Origin of the sequence: Streptomyces sp. PH10-H1, from assembly GCF_030063355.1 — a bacterium.
GTDB lineage: Bacteria > Actinomycetota > Actinomycetes > Streptomycetales > Streptomycetaceae > Actinacidiphila.
The window spans coordinates 25,602-47,404 of the sequence record NZ_JASISZ010000057.1 but is presented as its reverse complement, the minus strand read 5'-3'; the positions used below and the strand labels follow the sequence as shown (position 1 = coordinate 47,404).

At 68.6% G+C, this 21,803-nt stretch carries 28 protein-coding genes and 1 pseudogene; 18 read left to right on the top strand and 11 right to left on the bottom strand.

Translation table 11 applies throughout. The annotated features are described in order from the left end of the window. Positions 1 to 5: 5 nt before the first annotated feature. Both QMK24_RS28840 and QMK24_RS28835 read right to left on the bottom strand, forming a co-directional pair. Positions 6 to 422 carry a hypothetical protein gene (locus tag QMK24_RS28840; RefSeq protein WP_283469734.1) on the bottom strand — a complete coding sequence of 139 codons (417 nt, stop codon included), beginning with the start codon at positions 420 to 422 and terminating at the stop codon, positions 6 to 8. Positions 423 to 775: 353 nt separating this feature from the next. Next, positions 776 to 1,441 carry a TetR/AcrR family transcriptional regulator gene (locus QMK24_RS28835; protein WP_283469733.1) on the bottom strand — a complete coding sequence of 222 codons (666 nt, stop codon included), beginning with the start codon at positions 1,439 to 1,441 and terminating at the stop codon, positions 776 to 778. A gap of 865 nt (positions 1,442 to 2,306) precedes the next feature. On the opposite strand from QMK24_RS28835, the gene QMK24_RS28830 reads away from it, so the two are divergent. From QMK24_RS28830 to QMK24_RS28815, 4 genes are all read left to right on the top strand, one after another. Then, positions 2,307 to 3,500 carry a GH12 family glycosyl hydrolase domain-containing protein gene (locus QMK24_RS28830; protein ID WP_283469732.1) on the top strand — a complete coding sequence of 398 codons (1,194 nt, stop codon included), beginning with the start codon at positions 2,307 to 2,309 and terminating at the stop codon, positions 3,498 to 3,500. Between the two features lie 200 nt (positions 3,501 to 3,700). Next, the gene (locus tag QMK24_RS28825) at positions 3,701 to 4,273 is read left to right on the top strand and encodes a GNAT family N-acetyltransferase (RefSeq protein ID WP_283469731.1); all 573 of its coding nucleotides are present in this window, start codon (positions 3,701 to 3,703) and stop codon (positions 4,271 to 4,273) included. A 105-nt stretch (positions 4,274 to 4,378) separates the two neighbouring features. Then, entirely contained in the window at positions 4,379 to 4,720 is a 342-nt protein-coding gene (locus QMK24_RS28820; protein ID WP_283469730.1) for an SDR family NAD(P)-dependent oxidoreductase, read from the top strand. Between the two features lie 2 nt (positions 4,721 to 4,722). After that, positions 4,723 to 5,895: an IS701 family transposase gene (locus QMK24_RS28815; protein ID WP_502989166.1), complete on the top strand. Its 1,173-nt coding sequence runs from the start codon at positions 4,723 to 4,725 to the stop codon at positions 5,893 to 5,895. Between the two features lie 308 nt (positions 5,896 to 6,203). Here QMK24_RS28815 and QMK24_RS41960 read toward each other — a convergent pair whose 3' ends face one another. After that, entirely contained in the window at positions 6,204 to 6,296 is a 93-nt protein-coding gene (locus QMK24_RS41960; protein WP_502962573.1) for a hypothetical protein, read from the bottom strand. Here QMK24_RS41960 and QMK24_RS28810 point away from each other — a divergent pair. The 3 genes from QMK24_RS28810 to QMK24_RS28800 are packed head-to-tail and all read left to right on the top strand — an operon-like array spanning position 6,282 to position 7,561. After that, on the top strand, positions 6,282 to 6,725 hold the full coding sequence (locus QMK24_RS28810) for an outer membrane protein assembly factor BamB family protein (protein ID WP_283469728.1): 444 nt from the start codon (positions 6,282 to 6,284) through the stop codon (positions 6,723 to 6,725). The two genes, QMK24_RS41960 and QMK24_RS28810, sit on opposite strands and share 15 nt — an antisense overlap. A 55-nt stretch (positions 6,726 to 6,780) precedes the next feature. After that, complete coding sequence (locus QMK24_RS28805) at positions 6,781 to 7,266, top strand: SRPBCC family protein (protein ID WP_283469727.1); 486 nt, start codon at positions 6,781 to 6,783, stop codon at positions 7,264 to 7,266. Position 7,267: 1 nt separating this feature from the next. Next, complete coding sequence (locus tag QMK24_RS28800) at positions 7,268 to 7,561, top strand: SRPBCC family protein (protein WP_283469726.1); 294 nt, start codon at positions 7,268 to 7,270, stop codon at positions 7,559 to 7,561. 304 nt (positions 7,562 to 7,865) lie between these two features. On the opposite strand, the gene QMK24_RS28795 is transcribed toward QMK24_RS28800, so the two are convergent. The 3 genes from QMK24_RS28795 to QMK24_RS28785 all read right to left on the bottom strand — a co-directional run bounded on the left by QMK24_RS28795 (position 7,866) and on the right by QMK24_RS28785 (position 10,143). Continuing rightward, complete coding sequence (locus tag QMK24_RS28795; RefSeq protein WP_283469746.1) at positions 7,866 to 9,167, bottom strand: RNA polymerase sigma factor; 1,302 nt, start codon at positions 9,165 to 9,167, stop codon at positions 7,866 to 7,868. A 3-nt stretch (positions 9,168 to 9,170) separates the two neighbouring features. Beyond that, the gene (locus QMK24_RS28790; protein ID WP_283469725.1) at positions 9,171 to 9,572 is read right to left on the bottom strand and encodes a YciI family protein; all 402 of its coding nucleotides are present in this window, start codon (positions 9,570 to 9,572) and stop codon (positions 9,171 to 9,173) included. A gap of 190 nt (positions 9,573 to 9,762) precedes the next feature. Next, entirely contained in the window at positions 9,763 to 10,143 is a 381-nt protein-coding gene (locus tag QMK24_RS28785) for an ArsR/SmtB family transcription factor (protein ID WP_283469724.1), read from the bottom strand. A gap of 136 nt (positions 10,144 to 10,279) precedes the next feature. On the opposite strand from QMK24_RS28785, the gene merA reads away from it, so the two are divergent. The 3 genes from merA to QMK24_RS28770 all read left to right on the top strand — a co-directional run bounded on the left by merA (position 10,280) and on the right by QMK24_RS28770 (position 12,311). Next, the gene (gene merA, locus QMK24_RS28780) at positions 10,280 to 11,701 is read left to right on the top strand and encodes a mercury(II) reductase (RefSeq protein ID WP_283469723.1); all 1,422 of its coding nucleotides are present in this window, start codon (positions 10,280 to 10,282) and stop codon (positions 11,699 to 11,701) included. Positions 11,702 to 11,734: 33 nt separating this feature from the next. Continuing rightward, on the top strand, positions 11,735 to 11,896 hold the full coding sequence (locus QMK24_RS28775) for an organomercurial lyase (RefSeq protein ID WP_283469722.1): 162 nt from the start codon (positions 11,735 to 11,737) through the stop codon (positions 11,894 to 11,896). 94 nt (positions 11,897 to 11,990) lie between these two features. After that, the gene (locus tag QMK24_RS28770) at positions 11,991 to 12,311 is read left to right on the top strand and encodes a DUF427 domain-containing protein (protein ID WP_283469721.1); all 321 of its coding nucleotides are present in this window, start codon (positions 11,991 to 11,993) and stop codon (positions 12,309 to 12,311) included. 73 nt (positions 12,312 to 12,384) lie between these two features. Here QMK24_RS28770 and QMK24_RS28765 read toward each other — a convergent pair whose 3' ends face one another. Then, positions 12,385 to 13,047, bottom strand: coding sequence for a CDP-alcohol phosphatidyltransferase family protein (locus tag QMK24_RS28765; RefSeq protein ID WP_283469720.1), 663 nt, complete (start codon positions 13,045 to 13,047; stop codon positions 12,385 to 12,387). Between the two features lie 154 nt (positions 13,048 to 13,201). Between QMK24_RS28765 and QMK24_RS28760 the strand changes: the two genes are divergently transcribed. Next, on the top strand, positions 13,202 to 13,771 hold the full coding sequence (locus tag QMK24_RS28760; RefSeq protein WP_283469719.1) for an SRPBCC family protein: 570 nt from the start codon (positions 13,202 to 13,204) through the stop codon (positions 13,769 to 13,771). 70 nt (positions 13,772 to 13,841) lie between these two features. On the opposite strand, the gene QMK24_RS28755 is transcribed toward QMK24_RS28760, so the two are convergent. Then, positions 13,842 to 14,138, bottom strand: coding sequence for a hypothetical protein (locus QMK24_RS28755; RefSeq protein ID WP_283469718.1), 297 nt, complete (start codon positions 14,136 to 14,138; stop codon positions 13,842 to 13,844). A gap of 242 nt (positions 14,139 to 14,380) precedes the next feature. Between QMK24_RS28755 and QMK24_RS28750 the strand changes: the two genes are divergently transcribed. From QMK24_RS28750 to QMK24_RS28730, 5 genes are all read left to right on the top strand, one after another. After that, the gene (locus QMK24_RS28750) at positions 14,381 to 14,869 is read left to right on the top strand and encodes a MauE/DoxX family redox-associated membrane protein (RefSeq protein ID WP_283469717.1); all 489 of its coding nucleotides are present in this window, start codon (positions 14,381 to 14,383) and stop codon (positions 14,867 to 14,869) included. Further along, complete coding sequence (locus QMK24_RS28745) at positions 14,866 to 16,503, top strand: radical SAM protein (RefSeq protein ID WP_283469716.1); 1,638 nt, start codon at positions 14,866 to 14,868, stop codon at positions 16,501 to 16,503. Before QMK24_RS28750 ends, QMK24_RS28745 begins: the two co-directional genes overlap by 4 nt. Beyond that, entirely contained in the window at positions 16,500 to 17,336 is an 837-nt protein-coding gene (locus QMK24_RS28740; protein WP_283469715.1) for a class I SAM-dependent methyltransferase, read from the top strand. The genes QMK24_RS28745 and QMK24_RS28740 overlap by 4 nt, the downstream gene beginning before the upstream one ends. Before the next feature lie 112 nt (positions 17,337 to 17,448). Beyond that, a complete protein-coding gene (locus QMK24_RS28735) occupies positions 17,449 to 17,934 on the top strand; it encodes a hypothetical protein (protein WP_283469714.1) in 486 nt (161 codons plus the stop codon). An 86-nt stretch (positions 17,935 to 18,020) separates the two neighbouring features. Further along, entirely contained in the window at positions 18,021 to 18,845 is an 825-nt protein-coding gene (locus QMK24_RS28730) for a Crp/Fnr family transcriptional regulator (protein WP_283469713.1), read from the top strand. 520 nt (positions 18,846 to 19,365) lie between these two features. Here QMK24_RS28730 and QMK24_RS28725 read toward each other — a convergent pair. The 3 genes and pseudogenes from QMK24_RS28725 to QMK24_RS28715 all read right to left on the bottom strand — a co-directional run bounded on the left by QMK24_RS28725 (position 19,366) and on the right by QMK24_RS28715 (position 20,526). Next, on the bottom strand, positions 19,366 to 19,635 hold the full coding sequence (locus QMK24_RS28725; protein ID WP_283469712.1) for a hypothetical protein: 270 nt from the start codon (positions 19,633 to 19,635) through the stop codon (positions 19,366 to 19,368). A 91-nt stretch (positions 19,636 to 19,726) separates the two neighbouring features. Further along, positions 19,727 to 19,921: pseudogene (locus tag QMK24_RS28720) on the bottom strand (recombinase family protein); the annotation flags it as partial. 251 nt (positions 19,922 to 20,172) lie between these two features. Further along, entirely contained in the window at positions 20,173 to 20,526 is a 354-nt protein-coding gene (locus QMK24_RS28715; protein ID WP_283469745.1) for a winged helix-turn-helix transcriptional regulator, read from the bottom strand. Here QMK24_RS28715 and QMK24_RS28710 point away from each other — a divergent pair. Together QMK24_RS28710 and QMK24_RS28705 are read left to right on the top strand one after the other, a co-directional pair. Further along, positions 20,449 to 21,105 (top strand): NAD-dependent epimerase/dehydratase family protein, encoded by a 657-nt coding sequence (locus tag QMK24_RS28710; protein WP_283469711.1) that lies wholly within the window; start codon positions 20,449 to 20,451, stop codon positions 21,103 to 21,105. The two genes, QMK24_RS28715 and QMK24_RS28710, sit on opposite strands and share 78 nt — an antisense overlap. 10 nt (positions 21,106 to 21,115) lie before the next feature. Further along, entirely contained in the window at positions 21,116 to 21,523 is a 408-nt protein-coding gene (locus tag QMK24_RS28705) for a PPOX class F420-dependent oxidoreductase (protein ID WP_283469710.1), read from the top strand. Positions 21,524 to 21,803 lie beyond the last annotated feature (280 nt).

Genomic DNA, 21,803 nt, shown 5'->3' with positions numbered 1-21,803 from the left:
CCAGTTCACGCGGCGTGTTGGTATTCGTGGAGGATGCCGCCGAGTCGTTCGCGTCTGCGGATGTCGAAGTGGGTGATCTGCTCCGGATCGGTGACCGGAACCGGCAGCAGGTGCAGCGGGCGGGCGTTGGCGATGCCCTGATGGGGCCGGTGGGAGTTGTAGGGTGTTGTCACGTTGTTGGGGGTGGAGGTCTCTGCCGGTGTGTCGGGGTGTGGTTGGCCCGGGTGGTGGGGGTGGGTCAGGCTGCTCTTGCCCTCGCCGTAGTACACCCACGCTGTCCCGTTCGGCAGGTCCCACACGTCGTGAGGCGACGGCGGGACCTGGGTGGGCTGCTCCCTGGGGCCCGGAGCCAGCACGATCGGTCCCGCGGAGTTCAGCGCTTCGCTGATCTGTTGTGCGCTCGGTGTGTTCTGGTCGGCCATGAAAGGTCCCCTCCGAAGGTGACGATTACAGTCGGTGCCCTCTTCGGCACCAGGGGTAGTAGCCGAAAGGGGTGCGGGGTAATCCGAACTGCCGTCTGGACACTTCCGGACATCGGGGCGATGGCTTCTTTGTCTGCATACGTGCGCGCCGGGCCGATGCGGGCTCCTCGGCCGGGTCCTGGCCCGTGTCGGGGGCGGTTGCCGAGCCTGCGGTGCCGGTGAGAAATCCGGGCGTGGCGCCCGTGTCGACGTTCAACTCGGCCAGCATCTGCTCGCTGAGGCGAGGAAGTATGTCGCGAAGATGCCGATCGGCCGCACGCGATCACGTGCGGCCGAGCCACCGTCGCGGCTCGTCAGCCGATCCGCTTCTTCGTACGCGCGTCACCCTCCGGTTCGCCGAACAGCATCCCGGCGGCGACCTCCCATTCCCGGACCAGGTCGACCGTCTCCGGTGCACGCAGCCACTGGATCTGAAGGCCGTCCATCATCGCCACGATGTGCCGGGCGAGTGACTCCGGACGGTCGCTGATGTCTCTGGCCAGGGAGGCGAAGGCAGCCATCGCCTGCTTCTGCCGGTTCGCGAAGTAGGCGTGTGCGGGATGGCTCGGTGTCAGCGACTCGGCCTCCAGCACGGTGAAGAGCCGTACGAATTCCGGCTGCTCCGCGTTGCGCCGCATGGTCGCCGAGCACAACCGCCGCAGGTCGACCCCTTCGGGACCGCCGGCGGACCACTCGTCCGGGACCTCGTCCTCACCGACGCCGAGTTCCGCTCGAAGGGATCGGGCATCCTCGATGTCCCGGTGTTCCAGCACCGCGATGAGCAAGCCTGCCTTGGAGCCGACATGGCGCAGCACGCCGGGAACGGTCAGCCCGCACCCATCTGCCACATCCTGCATCGACAGACCCCAGAAACCGCGCTCGGCGATCAGGACGGAGGACACGTCGGTGATCTGGCGCCGTCGCTCGGCGGCCGGCAGTCGCGGCCGATCGCGCCGGTACGAGGGCGCGCTCTCAGCCATCTTTACCAAGACCCTCCCATCGGGCGCCATCGTCGGCCTGGCCAGCCGGCCGTCCGGCCAGCTCATGTGCGGTCATCGCGCGATCTGCGCTCAGACGGCCGCGACTCGTCTCGCCAGTGGCTACCAGGGCGAAGTAGTTAGTAGCTACTAGCTAATTATTAGTAGCTACTAGCTAATTACTAGTCCGGGACGGCACGGTAGTCCCGGCCCGACCGCCTCGGCAAGACCCACGTCCGCATCGGACAGAGAGCGATGCGGCAACCGAGCCAGTTGCCCGGTCAACGTTTGACTGGTGAATTCATCGTGGCACCGAGGTCGGACGGCTCACGGTGCTCGTCACGTGCCCGCCGGGCACGAAATGACCCGTGCGTTGATGCCCGGCTCCCGCTTACGTGGATGACGAAGTGGCCCATTGCCCTGCCTGTAGGGCCTCAAATCCGATGAAGCGGGTCGCTCGCTCCCCAGCGACAGATGCCGGATCGGCACTCCCGTATTCGAGATCAACCATTCGCGCCTGTCAGGAGCATCCCGCCTTGGCTTCACAAAGTGAACGTACGCACACCGCTTGACAGTGGATCAGCCTCGCTGGCTTCATGTGTCACGGCGTGAACGAGTTGGGCGAACTCACATGCCACGTAACGGTTCTTCTGCCTCGGAGGCGGCTCTGGCGGGCCGCGTTGGCCCGAGTGTCCCCTCATGTCACTTCCGAAGAGACGGCGTTGGTGTTCCCGTGTTCCCGCAAACGGGAGCGCTCCCACGGTTCTTGGCGCCTCCGAGTGCATCCCCCCACCGTCCGGGTGCGGCAGCAGCCCACCCGGCGATCGAAAGGACTCCCATGCTCAGATCCCATCTGAAGCCACATCGCGTGGCTGCGGCACTGGCAGCACTTGTGGCTGCCCTGCTGGTAGCGACCCTCTCGCTGACCAGTGCTTCGTCGGCGTCCGCGAGCACCACCCTGTGCGGCAAGACCGACAGCATGAAGGTGTCGGGCGGCAAGTACGTCGTCCAGAACAACGAGTGGGGCGACTCGATCGAGCAGTGCATCGACGTGAACGATGACGGCTTCAACGTCACCAAGGGCTGGCACAACGTGGGCACCGGCGGCGCCCCCGCCGCATACCCCTCGATCTACGCCGGCTGCCACTACGGCAACTGCTCCACCGGCAACGGCCTGCCGCTGCAGGTGTCGTCCTTCGGCAACCCGCAGTCCAGCGTCAACTTCTCCACCGCCGACGGCCAGTGGGACGCCGCCTACGACATCTGGTTCGACACCAGCTCCAACCCGTCGGGCCAGAACAACGGGGAAGAGATGATGATCTGGGCCAGCCACGCCGGGCCGCCCTCACCGTTCGGAACCAAGGTCGGCACGGTCTGGATCGAGGGCGCCAACTGGGACGTGTGGTACGGCCGTCAGAACAACGGCATCGCCTGGAACACCGTCTCCTACGTCCGCCAGCAGACCACCAATTCGGTCACGGTGAACATCAAGGACTTCACCAACGACTCGATCAGCCGCGGCTACCTCCAGCCGGCCTGGTACATGACCAGCGTGCAGTTCGGATTCGAGCCGTGGGTCGGCGGCCCCGGACTGGCCGTGAACTCCTTCTCGTACGACTCCAACGGCTCGGGCGGCACGGGTGGCAGCACCGGCGGTGGCGGCGGTGGCGGTACGCCGGGCACCATCGTCGGACAGCAGAGCAGCCGTTGCCTGGACTTGAAGGAGTGGGGCACCTACGACGGCACGCCCGTGCAGTTGTGGGACTGCGGCACCGGCTGGAACCAGCAGTGGAAGCGCGACGGCGGCAAGGTCGTGAACCCGCAGAGCGGCAAGTGCCTCGACGTGGCCGCCGGTTCCACGGCCAACGGGGCCCATGTGCAGCTCTGGTCGTGCAACGGATCCGGCGCGCAGCAGTGGCAGTTCAACGCCAACGGCACCGTCACCAATCCCCAGTCCGGCAAGTGCCTGGACGCCGGCGGCTCGTCCAACGGCGCGCTGCTGCAGATCTGGGACTGCCGCGGCGGAGGTACCCAGCCCAACCAGGTCTGGACGCAGAAGTAACACCACCCGGCGCCACAGGATTTGCCCCCGGACACGCCTGACCGGGCTGCCGCCTGGGTTGCCCCCCCGCCGAATTGGTTGAGGGTACCCCAGACGGCGGGTGCCGTCGCCGGGGGTGACTCTTGGGGAGCCGGGCAGCCGATGGTGCTCCGCGCGGCCCGGTTCAAGCATGATGAATGGTGCTGTGATCGAATGGCGGCATGGCACGCCTCACCACTCCGATTCTGCCCGCCGGTTCCCTCAGCGAGACCGAACAGCCTGTGCTGCAGGCTGGTGATCTCCTCCTGCGGCCGTGGGAGGAGGCTGATACGGACGCACTCCTGGCCGCGTTCGGGGACCCGGCGATCCAGCGCTGGGGCGTGCGCAGCGTCGAATCCCCGGCAGAGGCCCAGCGGATGATCGCCTCATACAACGAGGCGTGGCGCAGGGAAACTGCCGCGCATTGGGCCATCACCGGACCGGAGGTCATGGGCCGGGCCGCCCTTCGTGTCATAGACCTGGCCGAGGGGTCCGCCGAGATCGCGTACTGGGTGACGCCCGAGGCCCGTGGTCGTGGCGCAGCGGTCCGCGCGGCCGTCGCGGTCAGCGGGTGGGCTCTGGATGATCTGGGTCTGCATCGGATCGACCTGCAGCATTCCGTGGCGAACGGCCCGTCCTGCCGGGTGGCGGTGAAGGCGGGATTCGCCTATGAGGGAACGAAGCGCAGTGCTCTTCTGCATGCCGATGGCTGGCACGACATGCACCTGCACGCCCGAATTCAGGCCGACGCCTGACCACTTGGTGCTCACCGCCCCTTCAGGCGGCGGCCGCCGGCGCGGCCGGTCGCGGGGTGGGCGGTCGGGTGTGGAAGGCCCGGCGCGGGAGGTCCGGCCATCCGTATGCTCGTGCAAAGCCCTCGCTGTACCGGGCGATGTCACCGTCTCCGCCGACGTGCGCCGCACGGTCGAGGCTGCGGTGCAGCACTTCGGCGCCTGCATGCCGCCTTCAACAACGCCGGCTACGGGACGCTGGAGAGCTCGCTGCACGAAACGGCCGACGAGGTCTACGAGCGGGCGATGGACGTCAACGTCCGCGGGGTCTGGAACTGCATGAAGCACCAACTCCCGGTGATGCTCGCCTCCGGCAGCGGATCGATCGTCAACACCATTAGTACTGCAACCGCATGTGGTGTGACTGTTGGCGGTGTGGCTCGTTGGTCCGTCTGTGTGACGAATCGTTGACGGTGGGGCGGGTCGAGTCGTGGGCTGCGGGTGTAGAAGGGTTGCATGCCCGGTTCGCAGGGCGTTTTGGCAGGTCGGAGCCACGTGAGCGGGCTTTGGACTATCTGATGGGTTTGCTGGCTCCGTTGGAGAAGAAGAATGGGTGGACGCTGGCCGAGCAGGTCGGTCAGCTCCGCCCCGATGGTGTGCAGCGTCTGTTGAATCACTCCGAGTGGGACCAGGACGCGGTCCGTGATGATGTGCGGGACTTCGTCGTGGAGAGCATCGGGTCCCCGGACGGGGTGCTGATCGGTGACGACACCGGCTTCCTGAAGAAGGGCACCAGGTCAGCGGGCGTGCAGCGGCAATATTCCGGCACCGCGGGCCGCACCGAGAATTGCCAGATCGGCACGTTTTTGGCCTACGCCTCAGCCAGGGGGCGGGCGTTGATCGACCGGGAGCTTTATGTTCCGCGGTCCTGGACGGACGACCGGGCACGGTGCCGGGCGGCCGGGATCGGTGACGAGGTGCCGTTCGCCACGAAGACCGAGCACCTCAAGTGGATGCTGCAACGGGCCATCGACGCGGCGGTGCCCTTCGCCTGGGTCACCGCGGACGAGGCATACGGGCAGGTCAAGGACTTCAGGATGTGGCTGGAGGAACGCAAGGTGGCGCATGTGCTGGCCACCAAGCTCAACGACACCGTGACCACGACCGACGGCTGGCAGGTGCGGGTCGAGGATCTGGTGGCCGCGCTGCCCGCGCAGGGGTGGAAGCGGATCTCGGCCGGGGCCGGCGCCCACGGCCAGCGGATCTACCACTGGGCCCGCATCGCGATCCGGCCCGACTGGGCTGATGGGTTCGGACACTGGGTGCTGGCCCGCCGCAGCCTGACCGATCCGACCAAGATCGCCTACTACGTCTGCTACGGGCCCACCGCGACCCGGTTGAAGGACCTGGTCACGGTGGCGGGCGCGCGCTGGCAGGTGGAGGAATGCTTCCAGATCGCGAAGGGCGAATGCGGCCTGGACCACTACCAGGTACGGCTGTTCCGGGCCTGGTACCGGCACATCACCCTGGCGATGGCCGCTCTCGCCTACCTGACCGCCATCCGCGCCACAGAAACCACAAAAGGGGCAGCGCCGGCGACGAGCACGACCTCATACCTCTCAGCGTCCCCGAGATCCGCCGCATGATCGGGCACCTCGTCCTCACGCCCCACCACCTGGACAACGACCATCATCTGCACTGGTCACGCTTCCGACGCCGCAGCCAAGCCCGCGCCCGCAGATGCCACTACCAACGCCGAGGCCACCACCCCCACATGCGGTTGCAGTACTAAGAGCATCAGCGCCGGGATGATTCCTCCTCAGGTAGCCCGTGCTCGACAAGAACGTCGATACCCGCCGCCCGGAGTAGCCCAGCCAAACCGTCTGCACGGCATGGCGAATGAGTTGTCCCTCGCAATCCCCGCACCTGCCCAGGATCTCTGTTTCCTGGACGATCACTGCCAACCTCGCATCCTCATATTGCGGTCGACGGTGTCGTAGAAACGATCGGACGTTCCGGATCCATCACGTGGATGGTGATCCCTCATGCCTCGGCTCCACCAACGATGATGCAGTTCCGGTTGCGCCGCAGCCAGCCGAACCTGCTCGCCCTCAAGCCCACCGACGGCGCAACCCTCTGGAGCCGCCCCACCAGCCTTCCGCCGACGAACAGCCAAATCATCGGCTACGAGGGTTCCTTGACTCTGCGTCAGGGAACCTTGTACTGCTACCCGGGCACCGGAGCCTCGGGTGCGGTCAGCGGACTGCTCGCGGCCTTCGACCCGGCGACGGGGAAAACCCTGTGGAGCGTGCCGACCGCCGCCCGCGGAAGCCGGGGCTACGACCGGTCCGGCGCGACCGTCTGCTACCTCGACTCGACCCTGCACGCCGTCGACGCCCTGACCGGGGCACCCCGCTGGCTACCTCAACGCCGCTCCGATCAACGCCATCGCCGAACGCTGGATCAGCCGCTATGACCAACCGAGGGTCGCCGCCCTGGCCGACCTGAAGAGAGCCTTGGAGGACACTCCCGTGGGCAGCAGACCTGAGTTCGTCTACACGACCTACATCAACACCACCCCGAAGCGGCTCTGGCAGGCCCTGACCGAGCCCGCCTTCACCCAGCGGTACTGGTCAATGGCGTTCGAGACCGACTGGAAGGCCGGGTCGACCATCACCTGGGACCACCACGGCGTGTCGATCACGGACCCGGAGCAGGTCGTGCTCGAGTCCGACCCCTACCGCCGGCTCTCCTACACCTGGCACACCTTCACACCGGAGTTGGCCAAGGTCTTCGGGATCGACGACGAGCAGCTCGCCAAGCTGGCCGCCGAACCCCGGTCCAAGGTCACCTTCGACCTCGAAAAGCACGGCTCCACCGTCAAGCTGACCGTCACCCACGACGGGTTCGACCACGGGAGCACCGTGGCCGAAATGGTCAGCGGAGGCTGGCCGCTGGTGATCTCCGGACTGAAGACACTCCTCGAAACCGGCGACGTCCTCGCAAAAGGAGCATGACATGGCCGACATCCGACACCGCGTGGGCATCTCCACGCCCCAGGCCCGCGTCCACGATGCGCTGACCACACTCGACGGTCTCTCCGGATGGTGGTCCCGGGACGTCTCCGGCAAGCCCGAGCCCGGCGGGATCCTGGAGTTCCGTTTCGGCTCCCCCGACCGCGGCTTCGACATGGAGGTCGTCAGGACCGCGGACCACCAGGTCGCCTGGCGCTGCGTGAAGGGCCCCGAGGAGTGTGGCTTCGTAGGGGAGTTCGGGAGCCACTTTTCGATGACTTTGGGAGCCAGTTGTTGATCTCAGAGGTGAGTTTTGTCGATGAAGGCTGGCGGCACTTGTGGCTCGTTTCGGCTGGTCACCTGAGCCGGCCGACGAGTGCGGAGACTCGGACGTATCCGGTGAAGGGCTGGTCCGTTGGCAATGACTGCCGGATGTGCTCGGCGAACGCCGGTCGGTCGTCCGCTGTGACTGCTTTCAGTTGACGAGAGAGCGCTTCATTGGGGCGGGAGCCGGGCTCAGTGAGGGTCGCTGAGGCCCGTGCCGCCACCGATGGCTTGCCTTGCGCCGGATTGTTGTACCGGGGCCTGCCGCCGAAGGCCTGCTACTGGGGGCCGTTCTTGGTCTGCTCGCCACGGCCTGTCGGGGCCGGGGTGGGCGGCGCGGCGAGCTTGGCGGCCCGGATGGTGAGGTAGTGCCGTTCCGGCAGGCTGGTCGTACGGTTCGCCGCTTCGCGGTAGTTCTCGATCGCCGCCCGGAAGTCGCCGGCCATCTCCAGGAGATGGGCCCTGGCGGCGTACAGGTGGTGGTGCCCCGCCAGGCGTCGGTCCGACTCCAAGGCCCTGAGTATGTCGAGGCCCATCGCCGGGCCGTGCACCATAGCGGCGGCGACGGCGCGGTTGAGCGACACCACGGGAGTGGGAGACATGTGTTCCAGCGCTCCGTACAGTGCGAAGATCTGGGGCCAGTCGGTCTCCTCGACCGTCGCCGCCTCGTCGTGGACGGCGGCTACCGCCGCTTGAACCTGGTAAGGGCCTACGGGGCCCTTGGGCAGGGCTGCGGTGATGAGCTCGACTCCCTCGGCGATGGCGTTGCCGTCCCACACGTTGCGGTCCTGCTCGGCCAGCGAAATCAGCTCGCCGCCCGGGCCGGTGCGCGCCGGGCTTCGGGCATCGGTCAGCAGCATCAGCGCGAGCAGCCCGGTGACCTCGCTGTCGTCGGGGAGCAGGTCGTGCACGGCCCTGGCCAGCCGGATCGCTTCCTTCGAGAGCTCGACGCGTTGCAAGTCCGGGCCGCTACTACTGGTGGATCCCTCGGTGAAGATCAGATATAGGACGTGCAACGCCGCGTCGAGTCGAGGCGCCCAGTCGTCATGGCCGGGCATACCGAAGGGGATCCCGGAGGTCTTGATGCGCTGCTTGGCCCGGCTGATCCGCTGCGCCATGGTCGACTCGGGCACCAGGAAGGCGCGGGCGATCTCGGTCGTGGTCAGGCCTCCCACCGACCGCAGGGTCAGGGCGATCGCGGACGCCAGTGACAGAGCCGGATGGCAGCACATGAACAACACGATCAGCGTGTCGTCCCGGTCCGCAGCTTCGTCGTCGTCCGCTGCTGGCGCCGACTGCCGGTCCAGGGGCGCCAGGCTGGCCGCGAGATTCTCCCGGCGGCGCCGTGCCTGCTCGCTGCGCACCTGCTCGATCATGCGGCGGCTCGCGACCTGGATCAGCCATCCGCGCGGATTGCGGGGCAGACCCTCGTCGCGCCATTGGGTCGCCGCGGCCAGCAAGGCATCCTGGACGGCGTCCTCGGCGGCGTCGAAGTCCCTGAACCGCCGCGTGAGCACGCCGATGACCTGCGGCGCCAGCTCGCGCAGCAGGTCCTCGGCGCTAACGCCCGCGTCAGCCAGTGCTCACATCTCCTCGGGCGGTGCCGACATCACCTGGCGCACCTCGATCGGCATGTTCAGCGGGGCGCCGCCGGGGCCGGGCGCGGCCGAAATGGACGCGGCGATCTCCATCGCCCGCTCGGGCTTGTCGCAGTCGACGATCCAGTAGCCGGCCAGGAACTCCTTGGTCTCGGGGTAGGGGCCCTCGGTGACTACAGGCACGCCGCCGCCGTGGGAGCGGACGATCCGGGCCGTCTCCGGCATCGCCAGCCCCTGGGCGTCGACCAGTTCTCCGGCTTCGGTGAACTTCCTGTTGGTGTCCATCATGAACGCGATGTGCGCCTTGAGTTCCTCCGCGGTCCAGGTCCCGATCCCCGGGAAGTCCGCCGTCTTCTGGCTGAACTGCATCAACAGCATGTACTTCATGGTCGGCTCCTCAAAGCTTCCGCGCCCTGGTCAGGCGCTCTCACCGATAGGTAGAAGCACGCGCGACGATTTCGACATCCTGGGTAAGGATCTGCTGAAGACGTTAGTGGGAAGCCGTGTGGTTCAAGCGCAACGCCGACCATTCGACCCGCACCAGGTCCTGCTGCCGCCGTCGCTGGACGACTGGCTGTCAATCACGGTCGGCCGGTGGGATGCAGGTGCAGCAGTCCAGGGCGGTGGCGCTGTCGGCGGCCAGGGCCCGGGCGAGCACGATCAGGTCGGCGACGCGGGGGTCACCGACGGAGTACCGCAGCTTGCGCCCGTCGCGGCGGGCGACGACGTACCCGCAGTCCACGAGGCAGGACAGGTGGACCGACACGCGCGGCTGGGAGATCCCGGTGTGCTCGACGCACTCGGCGGAGGTGCGCTCGGCGGCGAGGATGAACTCCAGCATCCGCAGCCGGGTGGGGTCGGACAGCGCGCGGAAGAACCGGGCCACTGTGTCGCTGTGGGAACACCTCTCACGTGCTGCGGCCCGCTCGGCGACGGGAGCGGTGGGGTGGTCGGTCACGGCAGGTCCCTCCAAGGACTGGAACTATTCGCCTAACCGCATAGTATGGTGCCATGTGGCTATTCGGCAAGGCACATAGCATCGGCATCGGCATCAGCCCCGGCCGAGCCCGGACCCCGGCGTAGGAGGCAGCGTGGTGAGCGAGACGGTATCCGGCTTCGATCTGGCGATCATCGGCTCGGGCGGTGCGGCGTTCGCCGCCGCCATCGCGGCCCGCACCAAGGGCGCGAGGGTGGTGATGGTCGAGCGCGGCACGGTCGGCGGTACCTGCGTGAACACCGGCTGCGTGCCCTCCAAGGCACTGCTGGCCGCCGCCGAGGCCCGGCACGTCGCACTCTCCCAGCCCTTCCCGGGGATCAGGACCGAGGCCGGCCCGGTGGACTTTTCCGCGCTGATCGGCGGAAAGACCGCGCTGGTGGAGGGCATGCGGGCAGAGAAGTACGTGGAGTTGGCGGCCGAGTACGACTGGCGGATCCTGCACGGTGCGGCCCGCTTCGCCCCCGGCCCGGCCCTGGAGGTCGTCCTGGACGACGGCGGCACCACCATCGAGGCCGGGCACTACCTGATCGCCACCGGCTCGGCCCCGTGGGCGCCGCCGATCGACGGCCTGGACCAGGCCGGCTACCTCACCTCGACCACTGCCATGGAACTCGACCACCTGCCGGAGTCGCTGATCGTGGTGGGCGGCAATGCCATCGGCCTGGAGCAGGGCCAGCTCTTCGCCCGGCTCGGCACGAAGGTGACCGTCGTCGAGACGCTGGACCGGCTCGCCCCCTTCGAGGAACCGGAAGTCTCCGCCGTCATCGAAGACGTCTTCCGCGACGAGGGCATCGGCGTGCACACCGCCGCCACAGTTACCGCCGTGCGCCGCGACCGGGGCGGCTACACCCTCACCGCCGCCCGCGACGGCGAGGTGTTCGAACTGCGCGCCGAGCAGCTGCTGGTGGCCACCGGCCGCCGCCCAGTCACCGACGACCTCGGCCTGGAGAAGGTGGGGGTCAAGACCGGCCCGCGCGGTGAGGTGCTCGTCGATGAGCACCTGCGCACCCACCACCCCAGGATCTGGGCTGCCGGTGACGTCACTGGGCATCCGCAGTTCGTCTACGTCGCCGGCGCTCATGGGGTGGTGGCGGCCGACAATGCCCTCGACGGCGCGGAGCGCACGCTGGACTACCACCACCTGCCCCGGGTCGCCTTCACCACCCCGGCCATCGCCGCTGCCGGGCTGACCGACGCCCAGGCGGTCGCGCAGGGCATCGCCTGCGACTGCCGCGTCCTGCCCCTTCAGTACGTGCCCCGGGCCCTGGTCAACCGCGACACCCGCGGCCTGATCAAGCTCGTCGCCGAGGCCGGCACCGGAAAGCTGCTGGGCGTCCACATCATCGCCGCGAACGCCGGAGAGATGATCGCCACGGCCGTCTACGCCCTCGCGGGCAGGATGACCGTGCAGCAGATCGCCGGCCTGTGGTGCCCCTACCTGACCATGGCCGAGGGGCTGAAACTGGCCGCCCAGACCTACACCCGCGACGTTTCCAAGCTGTCCTGCTGCGCCTCCTGACACCCCGTCCCTTTCCACGGAGCCGACCACCGCGTGTGCGTCGGCGCCGGCGGCCGTTTCTGCCGCCGTATCGACTTCTTCGCCACCTCGCAGGCCGCGGCCCGCTTCGCCGCAGAGCACTCCGCGCTCACCGGGACCGTCCAAACCCAGGAGCAGGCGCTGGCCGCGGCAGGGTTCGGCGACATCCTGGGCTGAAGGCGGACGTGAATGTAAGCGCGATCACCGAATCACGCCGCCGAAGCGGCATAGCTTCGGTACTGGACAGCCCAGTTTGGCGAGAGGACGGATCATGATGCGCGCGGTGTGGAACGGCACGGTGATCGCGGAAGCGGCGCACACCGTGGTCGTCGAGGGCAACCACTACTTCCCGCCCGAGTCCCTGCATCGCGAGTACTTCACCGAGAGCCGGGCGAAGTCACTGTGCCCGTGGAAGGGCATCGCCAGCTACTACACGGTGTGCGTCGGCGATGAGGTCAACCCGAACGCGGCCTGGTACTACCCGCATCCCAGCCCGTTCGCCCGCAGGATCAAGAACCACGTTGCGTTCTGGCACGCGGTGGCCGTCGAGGGCGTACCGGAGACCGCCGAGAGCCATGGCGGGGGCACGTGAACGGCGAAGACGGCCGCCGTCTGTACGGCTTTGGTCGTCGGCGGCCGGACGGCGAGTGTCGGCTGCAGCCGGTTCAGGGCCGCAGGAGGTGGCGTACCGCGACGATGGCCTGCATCGCGGCCGCCGGACGCAACAGCGCCGGCCTGGGCCGCTCGGCCATCTCGCCGCGGGCGAGGCTTGCGGCTGTCACGGCGGCAACCGGCACCACCCATGCGGTGATCGCCGCGGCGCGCACGGCGCGGCTGGGTTCGTGCCGCAGCACCAGCCAGGTCCAGAACCCTGCGTCGGCGAAAGAGTCGGCGTAGTCGCCGAACGGGGAGACGGTCCCCTGACGGCGGGCGAGGTGGCCGTCGGCCAGATCGGAGGCGATCGCCATCACGCCGGCCCAGCGACCCGACCCCGCTGCCAGGGCTGGGAGGTTGCCGCGGACCAGCGTCAGCGCATCGGCGGGCGAGAGCCGGTCGCGGTTCTCCAGCATCCCCAGGTGGAGGGCGCTGAGCGTCCAGCTGGCCGCCACCCATCCGCGCCCTCGTCCCCGGGCCAGCGTGAGCACCGCGCCGTGCAGAGCCGTGATCTCCGCGAGTGCCCGTGGACGCCGGACCGCCTGGCGCACCGAACGGTCGGCGGCCAGGGCGAGGAAACGCGCGACCGCACGCGGACTCCAGCGGCCCTGGCGCAGGATCCCCAGGAGCGCGTCGGTCGCAGCGCGGCTGTCGGTGAGATCGGATACAGGCACGTGGGCCGGCCTTTCTTCGAGCGCGGGTCGTTGTGCCCACGTTAGACGGCCGACCCGTGGGCGGAACGTGAGCGTGATCACCGACGGCCGGGGCGGCAGGCCGTAGCGTCGTGCCCCGGACGGCATGTGGAGTGGATGGGGAACGGACGTGGGCATGGCGTGGGTCAGACGGCTGGCGATGGTGGCGGTGGCGGGTGGCGGTGTTGCGGCCGGGTATGTGGGGCTGGTGACGGGGGCATTGCCGCTCGACCTGGGGGTGGGCCGGCGGACCCGTTCTCTGGGACCGCAGATGATCGACATCAGGGCGCCTCGGGACGTGGTCTTCGATGTGATCGCCCAGCCTTATCTCGGGCGGGCCACCCGGGCGATGCGGGAGAAGGTGCAGGTGCTGGAGCGGGTCGCCGACATGGTGCTCGCCGCGCATTTCACGCCTGTAGCGGGCGGGCGGCTGACCGCGACGACGACGGAGACGGTGCGGTTCACCCGCCCCGGCCGGGTCGACTTCCGCTTGGTGCGCGGACCGGTGCCGGCCGTCGTCGAGTCCTTCCAGCTCATCGAGCAAGGATCGGGGACGCGGCTGGAGTACCGGGGTGAGCTGGGCACCGATGGGTGGGCGCTGGGAGAACGCTGGGGCCGTCTGGTTGCCGCACGGTGGGAGGAGACGGTCGTGGGCTCGCTCCGGTCGGTCAAGGAGGAGGCGGAGCGGCGCGCGCTTCTGCGCTGACGTGCCGCGCGCTCGCCGCGGCCCATCAAGCAGTCGGCCGGGCCCTGCACGCACCGGGCACGTCCGGGTGTCACTTCACGCGCTTCCTGCCGGTGACCAGTTTGGTGATGTACTTTTCTCCGTCGGCGTACGCCAGGTCGTGGGTGTAGTTTTCGGAGATGTACTGGCGTCGGCCGGTTTCTTTGTCGGTGACGAGCACGCGGAACCCCAGGGCGCTGCTCCCGCACCTGAACGGGGCGCCGACGCCCATCAGGCCCTCTGCCACATCAACGGCGAAGCGACCGCGGCTCACCGGGCCGGCCACCGCGCGCTCCCGGCTGCGGCCGGTCCCGAATCTGAACGGTCCGATGCGGATGGTGCGTCGCATGACGCCTCCCTGCCGGTATGAGCCGATTCTACGCGCGATCAGCGGGTACGGGGTCTGCCGATCCCGGTGGGCATCCGCCCTTCGACACGTACCAGAGCGGGCACGTGACCCTCTGTTTCCGAGGCATCCCGCCGGCAGACTTGGCGGCGGGATGCCGTGTTGCTCATGGCCGCGCGGATAAGGTGCCTGTTCGGTGACCGGCCTTACAGTTCTCGGCCCAAACCGGGCGTAGCGTCCACACCATGGTGCTGCGGAGCGTGCTGGGCGCGGTGTACACGGCGATGTCTCTGGGCCAGCTCGTCTCCTTCGGACGCATGCCCTCGATTCTGGCCACGTACAGGCTGGTGGACGGCGCCGCCGCGACCGTGCTCGCGGTGGTCCTGATCGCGGGCGAGCTGGTGTGCGGCATCTGGTTCCTGGCCCGCCCTCGATCGACGGCGCGCGCCCCGGTGTGGGTCTACACAGCCGTCTCGGTGATGTGGGCCGCGCTGGCGGTGCAGGCGTACGCCCGCGGCCTTGCGGTCGCGAACTGCGGCTGCTTCGGGGTCCACCTGTCCCAGCCGTTGTCCTGGATCGTGCTGGTCCAGGACGCACTGACCCTCCTGTACGCGGCTGTGCTGCTGCATGCCGCCGGCCGGGCCCGGACCGACCCTGACCAGGCCCGCACCCGCACCCGCACCCGCACCCGCACCGGTGTAGCCCATGACGATGACCATGTGGAGATGCGATGACAACGGACGAGACGGCACCGGCCACGGACCAGGCGGCGCCGACACCGGCGGCACCGGCGGCACCGGCGGCGCCGGTCAAGCGGGACCGGGACGAGGTGTTCATCGAGTTTACCAAGTCGATCTGCCCGATCTGCAAGACCCCGGTCGACGCGCAGGTCAACATCCGCGAGGGGAAGGTCTACCTGCGTAAACGCTGCAAGGAACACGGCCCGTTCGAGGCCCTGGTCTACGGGGACGCCGAGGAGTACTTGTCCTCGGCCCGGTTCAACAAGCCCGGCACCATCCCCCTCGTCTTCCAGACCGAGGTCAAGGACGGCTGCCCGAGCGACTGCGGACTGTGTCCGGAGCACAAGCAGCACGCGTGTCTGGGCATCATCGAGGTCAACACCGGCTGCAACCTGGACTGCCCGATCTGCTTCGCCGACTCCGGGCACCAGAGCGACGGCTACGCCATCACCCACGCCCAGTGCGCGCGCATGCTCGATGTCTTCGTGGCCTCCGAGGGCGAGGCGGAGGTGGTGATGTTCTCCGGCGGTGAGCCGACCATCCACCAGCACATCGTGGACTTCATCGACCTCGCCCAGGCCCGGCCGATCAAGAACGTCACCCTCAATACGAACGGCATCCGCCTCGCCTCCGACAAACGGTTCGTCACCGAGCTGGGCAAGCGCAACCGGGTGCCGGGCAAGTCGGTGAACATCTATCTGCAGTTCGACGGCTTCGACGAGCGCACCCACCGCGAGATCCGGGGCCGCGACCTGCGGAAGTTCAAGCAGAAGGCACTCGACAACTGCGCCGAGGCGGGGCTGACCGTCACCCTGGTCGCCGCCGTCGAGCGCGGCCTGAACGAGCACGAACTGGGCCCCATCATCACCTTCGGCATCGACCACCCCGCCGTGCGCTCCGTCGCGTTCCAGCCGGTCACCCACTCCGGGCGCCATGTCGCCTTCGACCCGCTGAACCGGCTCACCAACCCCGACGTCATCAAACTCATCAACCAGCAGCTCCCCGACTGGTTCCAGAAGGGCGACTTTTTCCCCGTCCCCTGCTGCTTCCCCACCTGCCGCTCCGTCACCTACCTGATCGTGGACGGTGAGCCGGGCCACCGAACCGTCCTTCCCATCCCCCGGTTGCTCCAGGTCGAGGACTACCTCGACTACGTAACCAACCGCGTCATGCCCGACGCCGGGATCCGCGAGGCCCTGGAGAAGCTGTGGTCGGCCTCCGCGTTCATGGGCACCGCCACCACCGAGGAGAAGCTCCGGGCCACCGCCGAGGCCCTGGACTGCGCGGACGCCTGCGGCATCGACCTCCCCTCGGCCGTCAAGGACCTGGGCGACAAGGCGTTCATGATCGTCGTGCAGGACTTCCAGGACCCGTACACCCTCAACGTCAAACAGCTGATGAAGTGCTGCGTGGAGGAGATCACCCCCGACGGGCGCCTCATCCCCTTCTGCGCCTACAACTCCGTCGGCTACCGCGAGCAGGTCCGCGCGCAGATGTCCGGCGTGCCGGTTGCGGGCGTCGTGCCCAATGCGCTGCCGCTGGCCGACCGGCTCACCGACACCCCCTACGGCTCCAAGACCGCACATGGTGCACAACCCGCCGCCGAATCCAAGCAGGGCCCACGATGACCGCGCCGGAGCCAGCGCCCGACGAGAGCACCCGCCGGCCCGCCGCGGCCGGCGACGAGCTCAAAACATGCTGTGCCGCCGCGTACTCCTCCGACGTGGTCGCGCTGCTGCTCGGCGACTCCTACCATCCCGGCGGCACCGCCCTGACCCGGCGCCTCACGGCCCATCTCGGACTCACCGACACAAGCCGCGTTCTCGATGTGGCCTCCGGCCGCGGCACCACCGCCCTCCTTCTCGCCGACGCCTTCGGCGTGCGCGTGGACGGTGTGGACTACTCCCCGGCCAACACCGCCCTCGCCCAAGGCACGGCCGCCGCCGCGGGACTCACGGAGCGGGCCACCTTCACCACCGGCGATGCCGAGCACCTGCCCTATCCGGACGGCGTGTTCGACGCCGTGGTGTGCGAGTGCGCCCTGTGCACCTTCCCCGACAAGGCCAAAGCCGCAGCCGAGTTCGCCCGCGTCCTTCGGCCCGGTGGACGGGTCGGCATCACCGACGTCACCGCCGACCCCGACCGGCTCCCGCCGGAACTGACCGGTCTCGCCGCGCGGATCGCCTGCATCGCCGATGCCCGCCCGCCGGCCGAGTACGCCGGGATCCTGGCCGCCGCCGGGCTGCGTACGGTCCACACCGAGCGCCACGACGCGGCCATGACCCGCATGATCGACCAGATCGAGGCACGGCTGAACCTGCTGCGCCTGACCGCCGCGGCCAGGCTCGCCGACGCCGGCGTGGACCTGAACGCGGCCCCAGCCGCCCTCGCCGCTTCCCGCGCCTGCGTCGCGGACGGCACCCTCGGCTACACCCTGCTGATCGCCGAGAGATCCCCCTGACGGCCGCACCCTCTACCGGCCCGTACGTAAGCGCCCTCACATACCTGAACAGACTGCCGGTCCTAGCGTCGAGACGAAAGCAGGCACCCGCACCAGGAGAGGACTTCTGATCATGGCAACCGCCGTGCAGGTATCCCCGAGAACCGCCGTCATCCCGGTCCACACAGCGTGGGGCGCCGCGGCCGGTGTGGTCGGAGGCATCGGGATGGGCATCTGGATGTCGGTCTCCAGGCCGATGATGGACACGGCGATGATCACCATGGTCGCCGGTCTCCTCGGCTCGACCAACGCCTTCGCAGGCTGGCTGATCCACCTGTCCATCGCACTGTTCGCCGGCATCACCTTCGGCGCCCTGCTGGGACAGTTCGCCCAGCGCATGGCACCGGGCATCGTCCTCGGCCTTGTCTACGGCGCCGCGTGGTGGTTCATCGGCGCCCTGTGGATCATGCCCGCCAACATGGGCATGCCGGTCTTCGAGTGGAACGACGTCACCAGCTCCAGCCTCGGCGCCCACCTGGTGTTCGGGCTCCTCGCCGGCCTGGCCTTCTCCTGTATCGCCCAGGTGATGGGCAAGCGGACCGGCTCGGACGCCGGATGAGCCGGATACCCCCCGCGTCAACATCCCGCCCCGGCACACCCCTCCGGAGTGCCGCACAGCGTCCCAGCAGCCCGGGCGAGGGTGCCATGCCCTACTGTCTGGCCGAGGGCGCCGACGCGCTGGCCGGCCCGGCGTGGGGCGCCGCGCCCCCGCCCTGGGCCCCGGGACGACGGGAGACCCCCGCTGCTGCCGAAAGGGACGCCCGCGTGAGCGACGCTGGAGCGGGACCGGACGACCGGACCTGGTGCATCGCTGAAGTCGACATCTTCTGTGACCTCAGCGAGCCGGAAATGGACGTCATCGCCGCCGCGGCCCCGATGAAGACCTACACCGCAGGAGAAATCCTGTACTCCCCGCACCAGCCCAGCGAAACGCTGTTCATGCTCAAACGCGGCCGCATCCGCATCTTCCGCGTATCCGCCGACGGCCGGGCCCTCACCACCGCGATCGTCAGCCCCGGCACCATCTTCGGCGAGATGGTCCTGCTCGGACAACGCATGTACGACAACTTCGCCGAAGCCCTCGACGAGGTCATCGTCTGCGTCATGAGCCGCACCGACGTCCGCCGCCACCTGCTCGCCGACGCCCGCATCGCCACCCGCATCACCGAAATCCTCGGCCGCCGCCTCACCGAGATCGAGCAACGCCTGTCCGACAGCGTCTTCAAGAATGTCCCACAGCGCATCGCCACCACACTGACCACTCTCGCCGCCGAAGGCCGTCCACGACCCCTCAGCCCCCGCAAACCCCAGATCGCACTGACCCACCAACAGATCGCCGCCCTGGCCGGCACCTCCCGCGAGACCACCACCAAAGTCCTGCGCGACCTCGCCGACCGCGGCCTGCTCCGCCTCGCCCGCGGCCGCATCACCGTCCTCGACCCCGAACGTCTCAAGGACGAGGCCGGATAGCCAGCCCATCCACAGAATCCGCCATCCGGGCCCGAGGTGTCGACCCCGGGCGGGCCGTCCTCGGCGACGCGGGACCAGTCGATGGGGTAGCGGAGCGTGCCGCGCCAACCGCAGGAGCACGAGCCTTGCAGGTCGGCTGCCGTCGGCGCGCCGAACGTGCCGTTGTACACATGCCAGTCGCTGGTCGTCTGGCCGCTGGAGCCGCTGCTGGCGACGTTGAAGTACATCGGCTTGAGCTCGCTGCCGTCGGCCAGGACCGCTCCCGCGCTGCCCTCATGGAACGACCCGAACTCCTTGGTCTGCCACCCCATGGCACTTCTCCCTCATTGGTCGGGCTCAGCTGGATTCACGTGGCACGCGGATGCCGGCGCAGCGTCCCGCTGTGAGCCGATGTCGGAGTATGGCCGCGGTCCGACCGTGCCCGAGGTGATGGACCGGTGGCCGGGAAATACGCGAATCGGTCACGCCCGTGACGGCGAACGGACATGTAGCGCTGCGTAAGGGATGGGCGCCGCCCTCCCTACGTCGTCAAGGCTGCGGCCGTGCGTTCGTCGTGTTCGCGCAGCATCCGCAGGACCGTAGCGGGGGCTGGGTGTTCCCCCTTCTTCTTACCCTTGGTGATGACGAGGCGGGCGGCGATGTCGCGCAGGATCATCTCCGTGCCGCGGAGGTGGAGGTCCATGGACAGCATGTCGTCGTCGGTGACGTCCGCGCCGCCGATGGTCTTGCCGCGCTTGCGGGCGGACTCGTGGCCTTCGAGAGTGCGGTCGCGGATGTACTCGCGTTCCATGCCGGACATTGCCGCCAGTACGGTGAAACACGATGCCGGAGGGGTCGTGCGAGCCCTTCAGCTCCCCGGTCAGGAATTCAAGGCCGACGTCGTTCGCTTTCAGCTCCTCGGCGAGCATGGCGAGTTCGATGCCGCGACCGAGCCGCTTGTGTTCGTGGACGACGAGAGTGACGCGCACACCGGAGGAACGGATCTCTCCAGCGAGCTTGACGGCAGCCTCCAGCTCTGGGCGCCTGGTGGCACGGGTGGAGATCTTCTCCGAGAAGACCCGGGTCACCCCTGCATCGGCGAGGGAGTCGAGTTGGGCGTCAAGGGACTGCCGGGCGGTGGACGCGCGTGCGTACCCCGGGCGGACGTGCCCGGCGGCCGTCGTCGTGTTTCATAGGCGACCACCAATGAAACAGATGCGGGGCCTTGGCCTCGCGGCACCGGGGCCGGGAACGGTCGTTGTACTCCGTGACACCCCCAGGTCGCGGTCTCCCAAAGCGCATGACCGGCGTCCGAAAGATGATCCCTAACTGGGACCTCTTGGTCTAGTCAGGATACGGCGCCCGGCCCCGGCAGTAGTTCGACGTCGCCGGCGTGCATCGGCTGTCCGCAGTGTGCACAGCGGAGGTCGACACGGCTGACCTCGCCGCACGCGTGGTGGCGGTAGAGGACCGGAGGGCCGGCGTCCCCGGCGAGCCACTTGTCGCCCCAGGCGACCATCACCATCACTACGTCGACGAGCTCGGCTCCCCGCTCGGTCAGGACGTACTCGAACCGTGGGCGCCCGTCGTAGGGCCGGCGCTCGAGCACGCCACGCTCGACGAGGTGGTTCAGCCGCTCGGTCAGCACCTTGCGGGAGATGCCGAGGTCCGCCTGCATCTGCTCGAACCGGGTGAGCCCCACATTCACGTCACGCAGGATCAGTGGCGACCAGGGCTCCCCGATGACGTCGAGGGTGCGCGCGATCGAGCACGCCATCAGGTCGTCGTCACCACGCACCGCCGGACCGAGGTCCCGTCGGTCCTCGCCGGCCGGGTCACCGCGGAACCCCTCGACGTCACCGACCGAGACGCCTTCCTCGCCCTCGCCGACCGCCACGACATCAGCGACATCGTCCACCTCGCCGGCAGCATCCCCGACGAGGACCCGGTCAGCTACTTCCGCACGGACACGACCGGCCTGCTCAACGCGCTGGACGCCGGGCGCGCGATCGCCCTGCGGACGACCGCGGAGACCCTGCGGCACGACACCTACAACGTGTCCAGCGGCCGGCCGTTCACGAACCGCGACTTCGCGAACGCCCTGCAGGCGATCACCCCCGACCTGCGGCTCGAGCTCCTGCCCGGCCGACAGAACGGCCCCGGCGACGACCCCTACCTCGACATCACCCGGCTCACCCACGACACCGGCTTCACCCCGGCCTTCGACGTCCCCGCGGCGGTCGCCGACTACGTCGCATGGCGCGCCGACAACCCCCCCTGAAGGAGCACACATGCTTGACCCCAAGGTGCGCCGCGTACTCGACGGCACCTCGATCGCTCACCTCGCCACCGTCCTCCCGGACGGCTCGCCCCATTGCACTCCCGTCTATGTCGGCGCCCACGGCGACCGAATCGTCTTCTTCACCGGTCCGGGCATGCGCAAAGCGCGCAACCTGCGCCGCGACCCTCGGATGGCGCTGTCCATCGCGCCCGTCGACAACCCGTTCGAGCCCGTTGCCGTCCGTGGGCGGGTCGTCGAGTGGCTCGAGGGCGATGCGGCGTGGGAGATCATCGACGAGCTGGCCACGAAGTACACCGGCGCGCCCTACCCCCGAGGGCAAGAGCGCGTCATGGGCGTGATCGAGCCCGAGCGACAGACCCTCGGCATCGGCTCAGCCGACCGCTCAGCGACTCGCTGACCGTCATCCGGCCGGCGCCGCCGGAGTCGCTGTTTCTCGCTGGAAGCCACCGGCCGGCCAATCCGCCCGAATGTTCCCGAGTACTTCGGCGACCCCCGGACCTGAGCAGGGAGAGCAGGCTGCGCGAGGCGATCGGCCGCTTCGAGGGCGTGTACCAGGACATCTACTAAGGGTTCCGGTTCCCCGTCCAGGAGTGGGACCTCCACCGCTACAGCCATCGGTTGCTGCTCTCCTGCGAGGTGCTGCCCTGGGATGTCGAGCAGTACGACGCCGCCCTGAC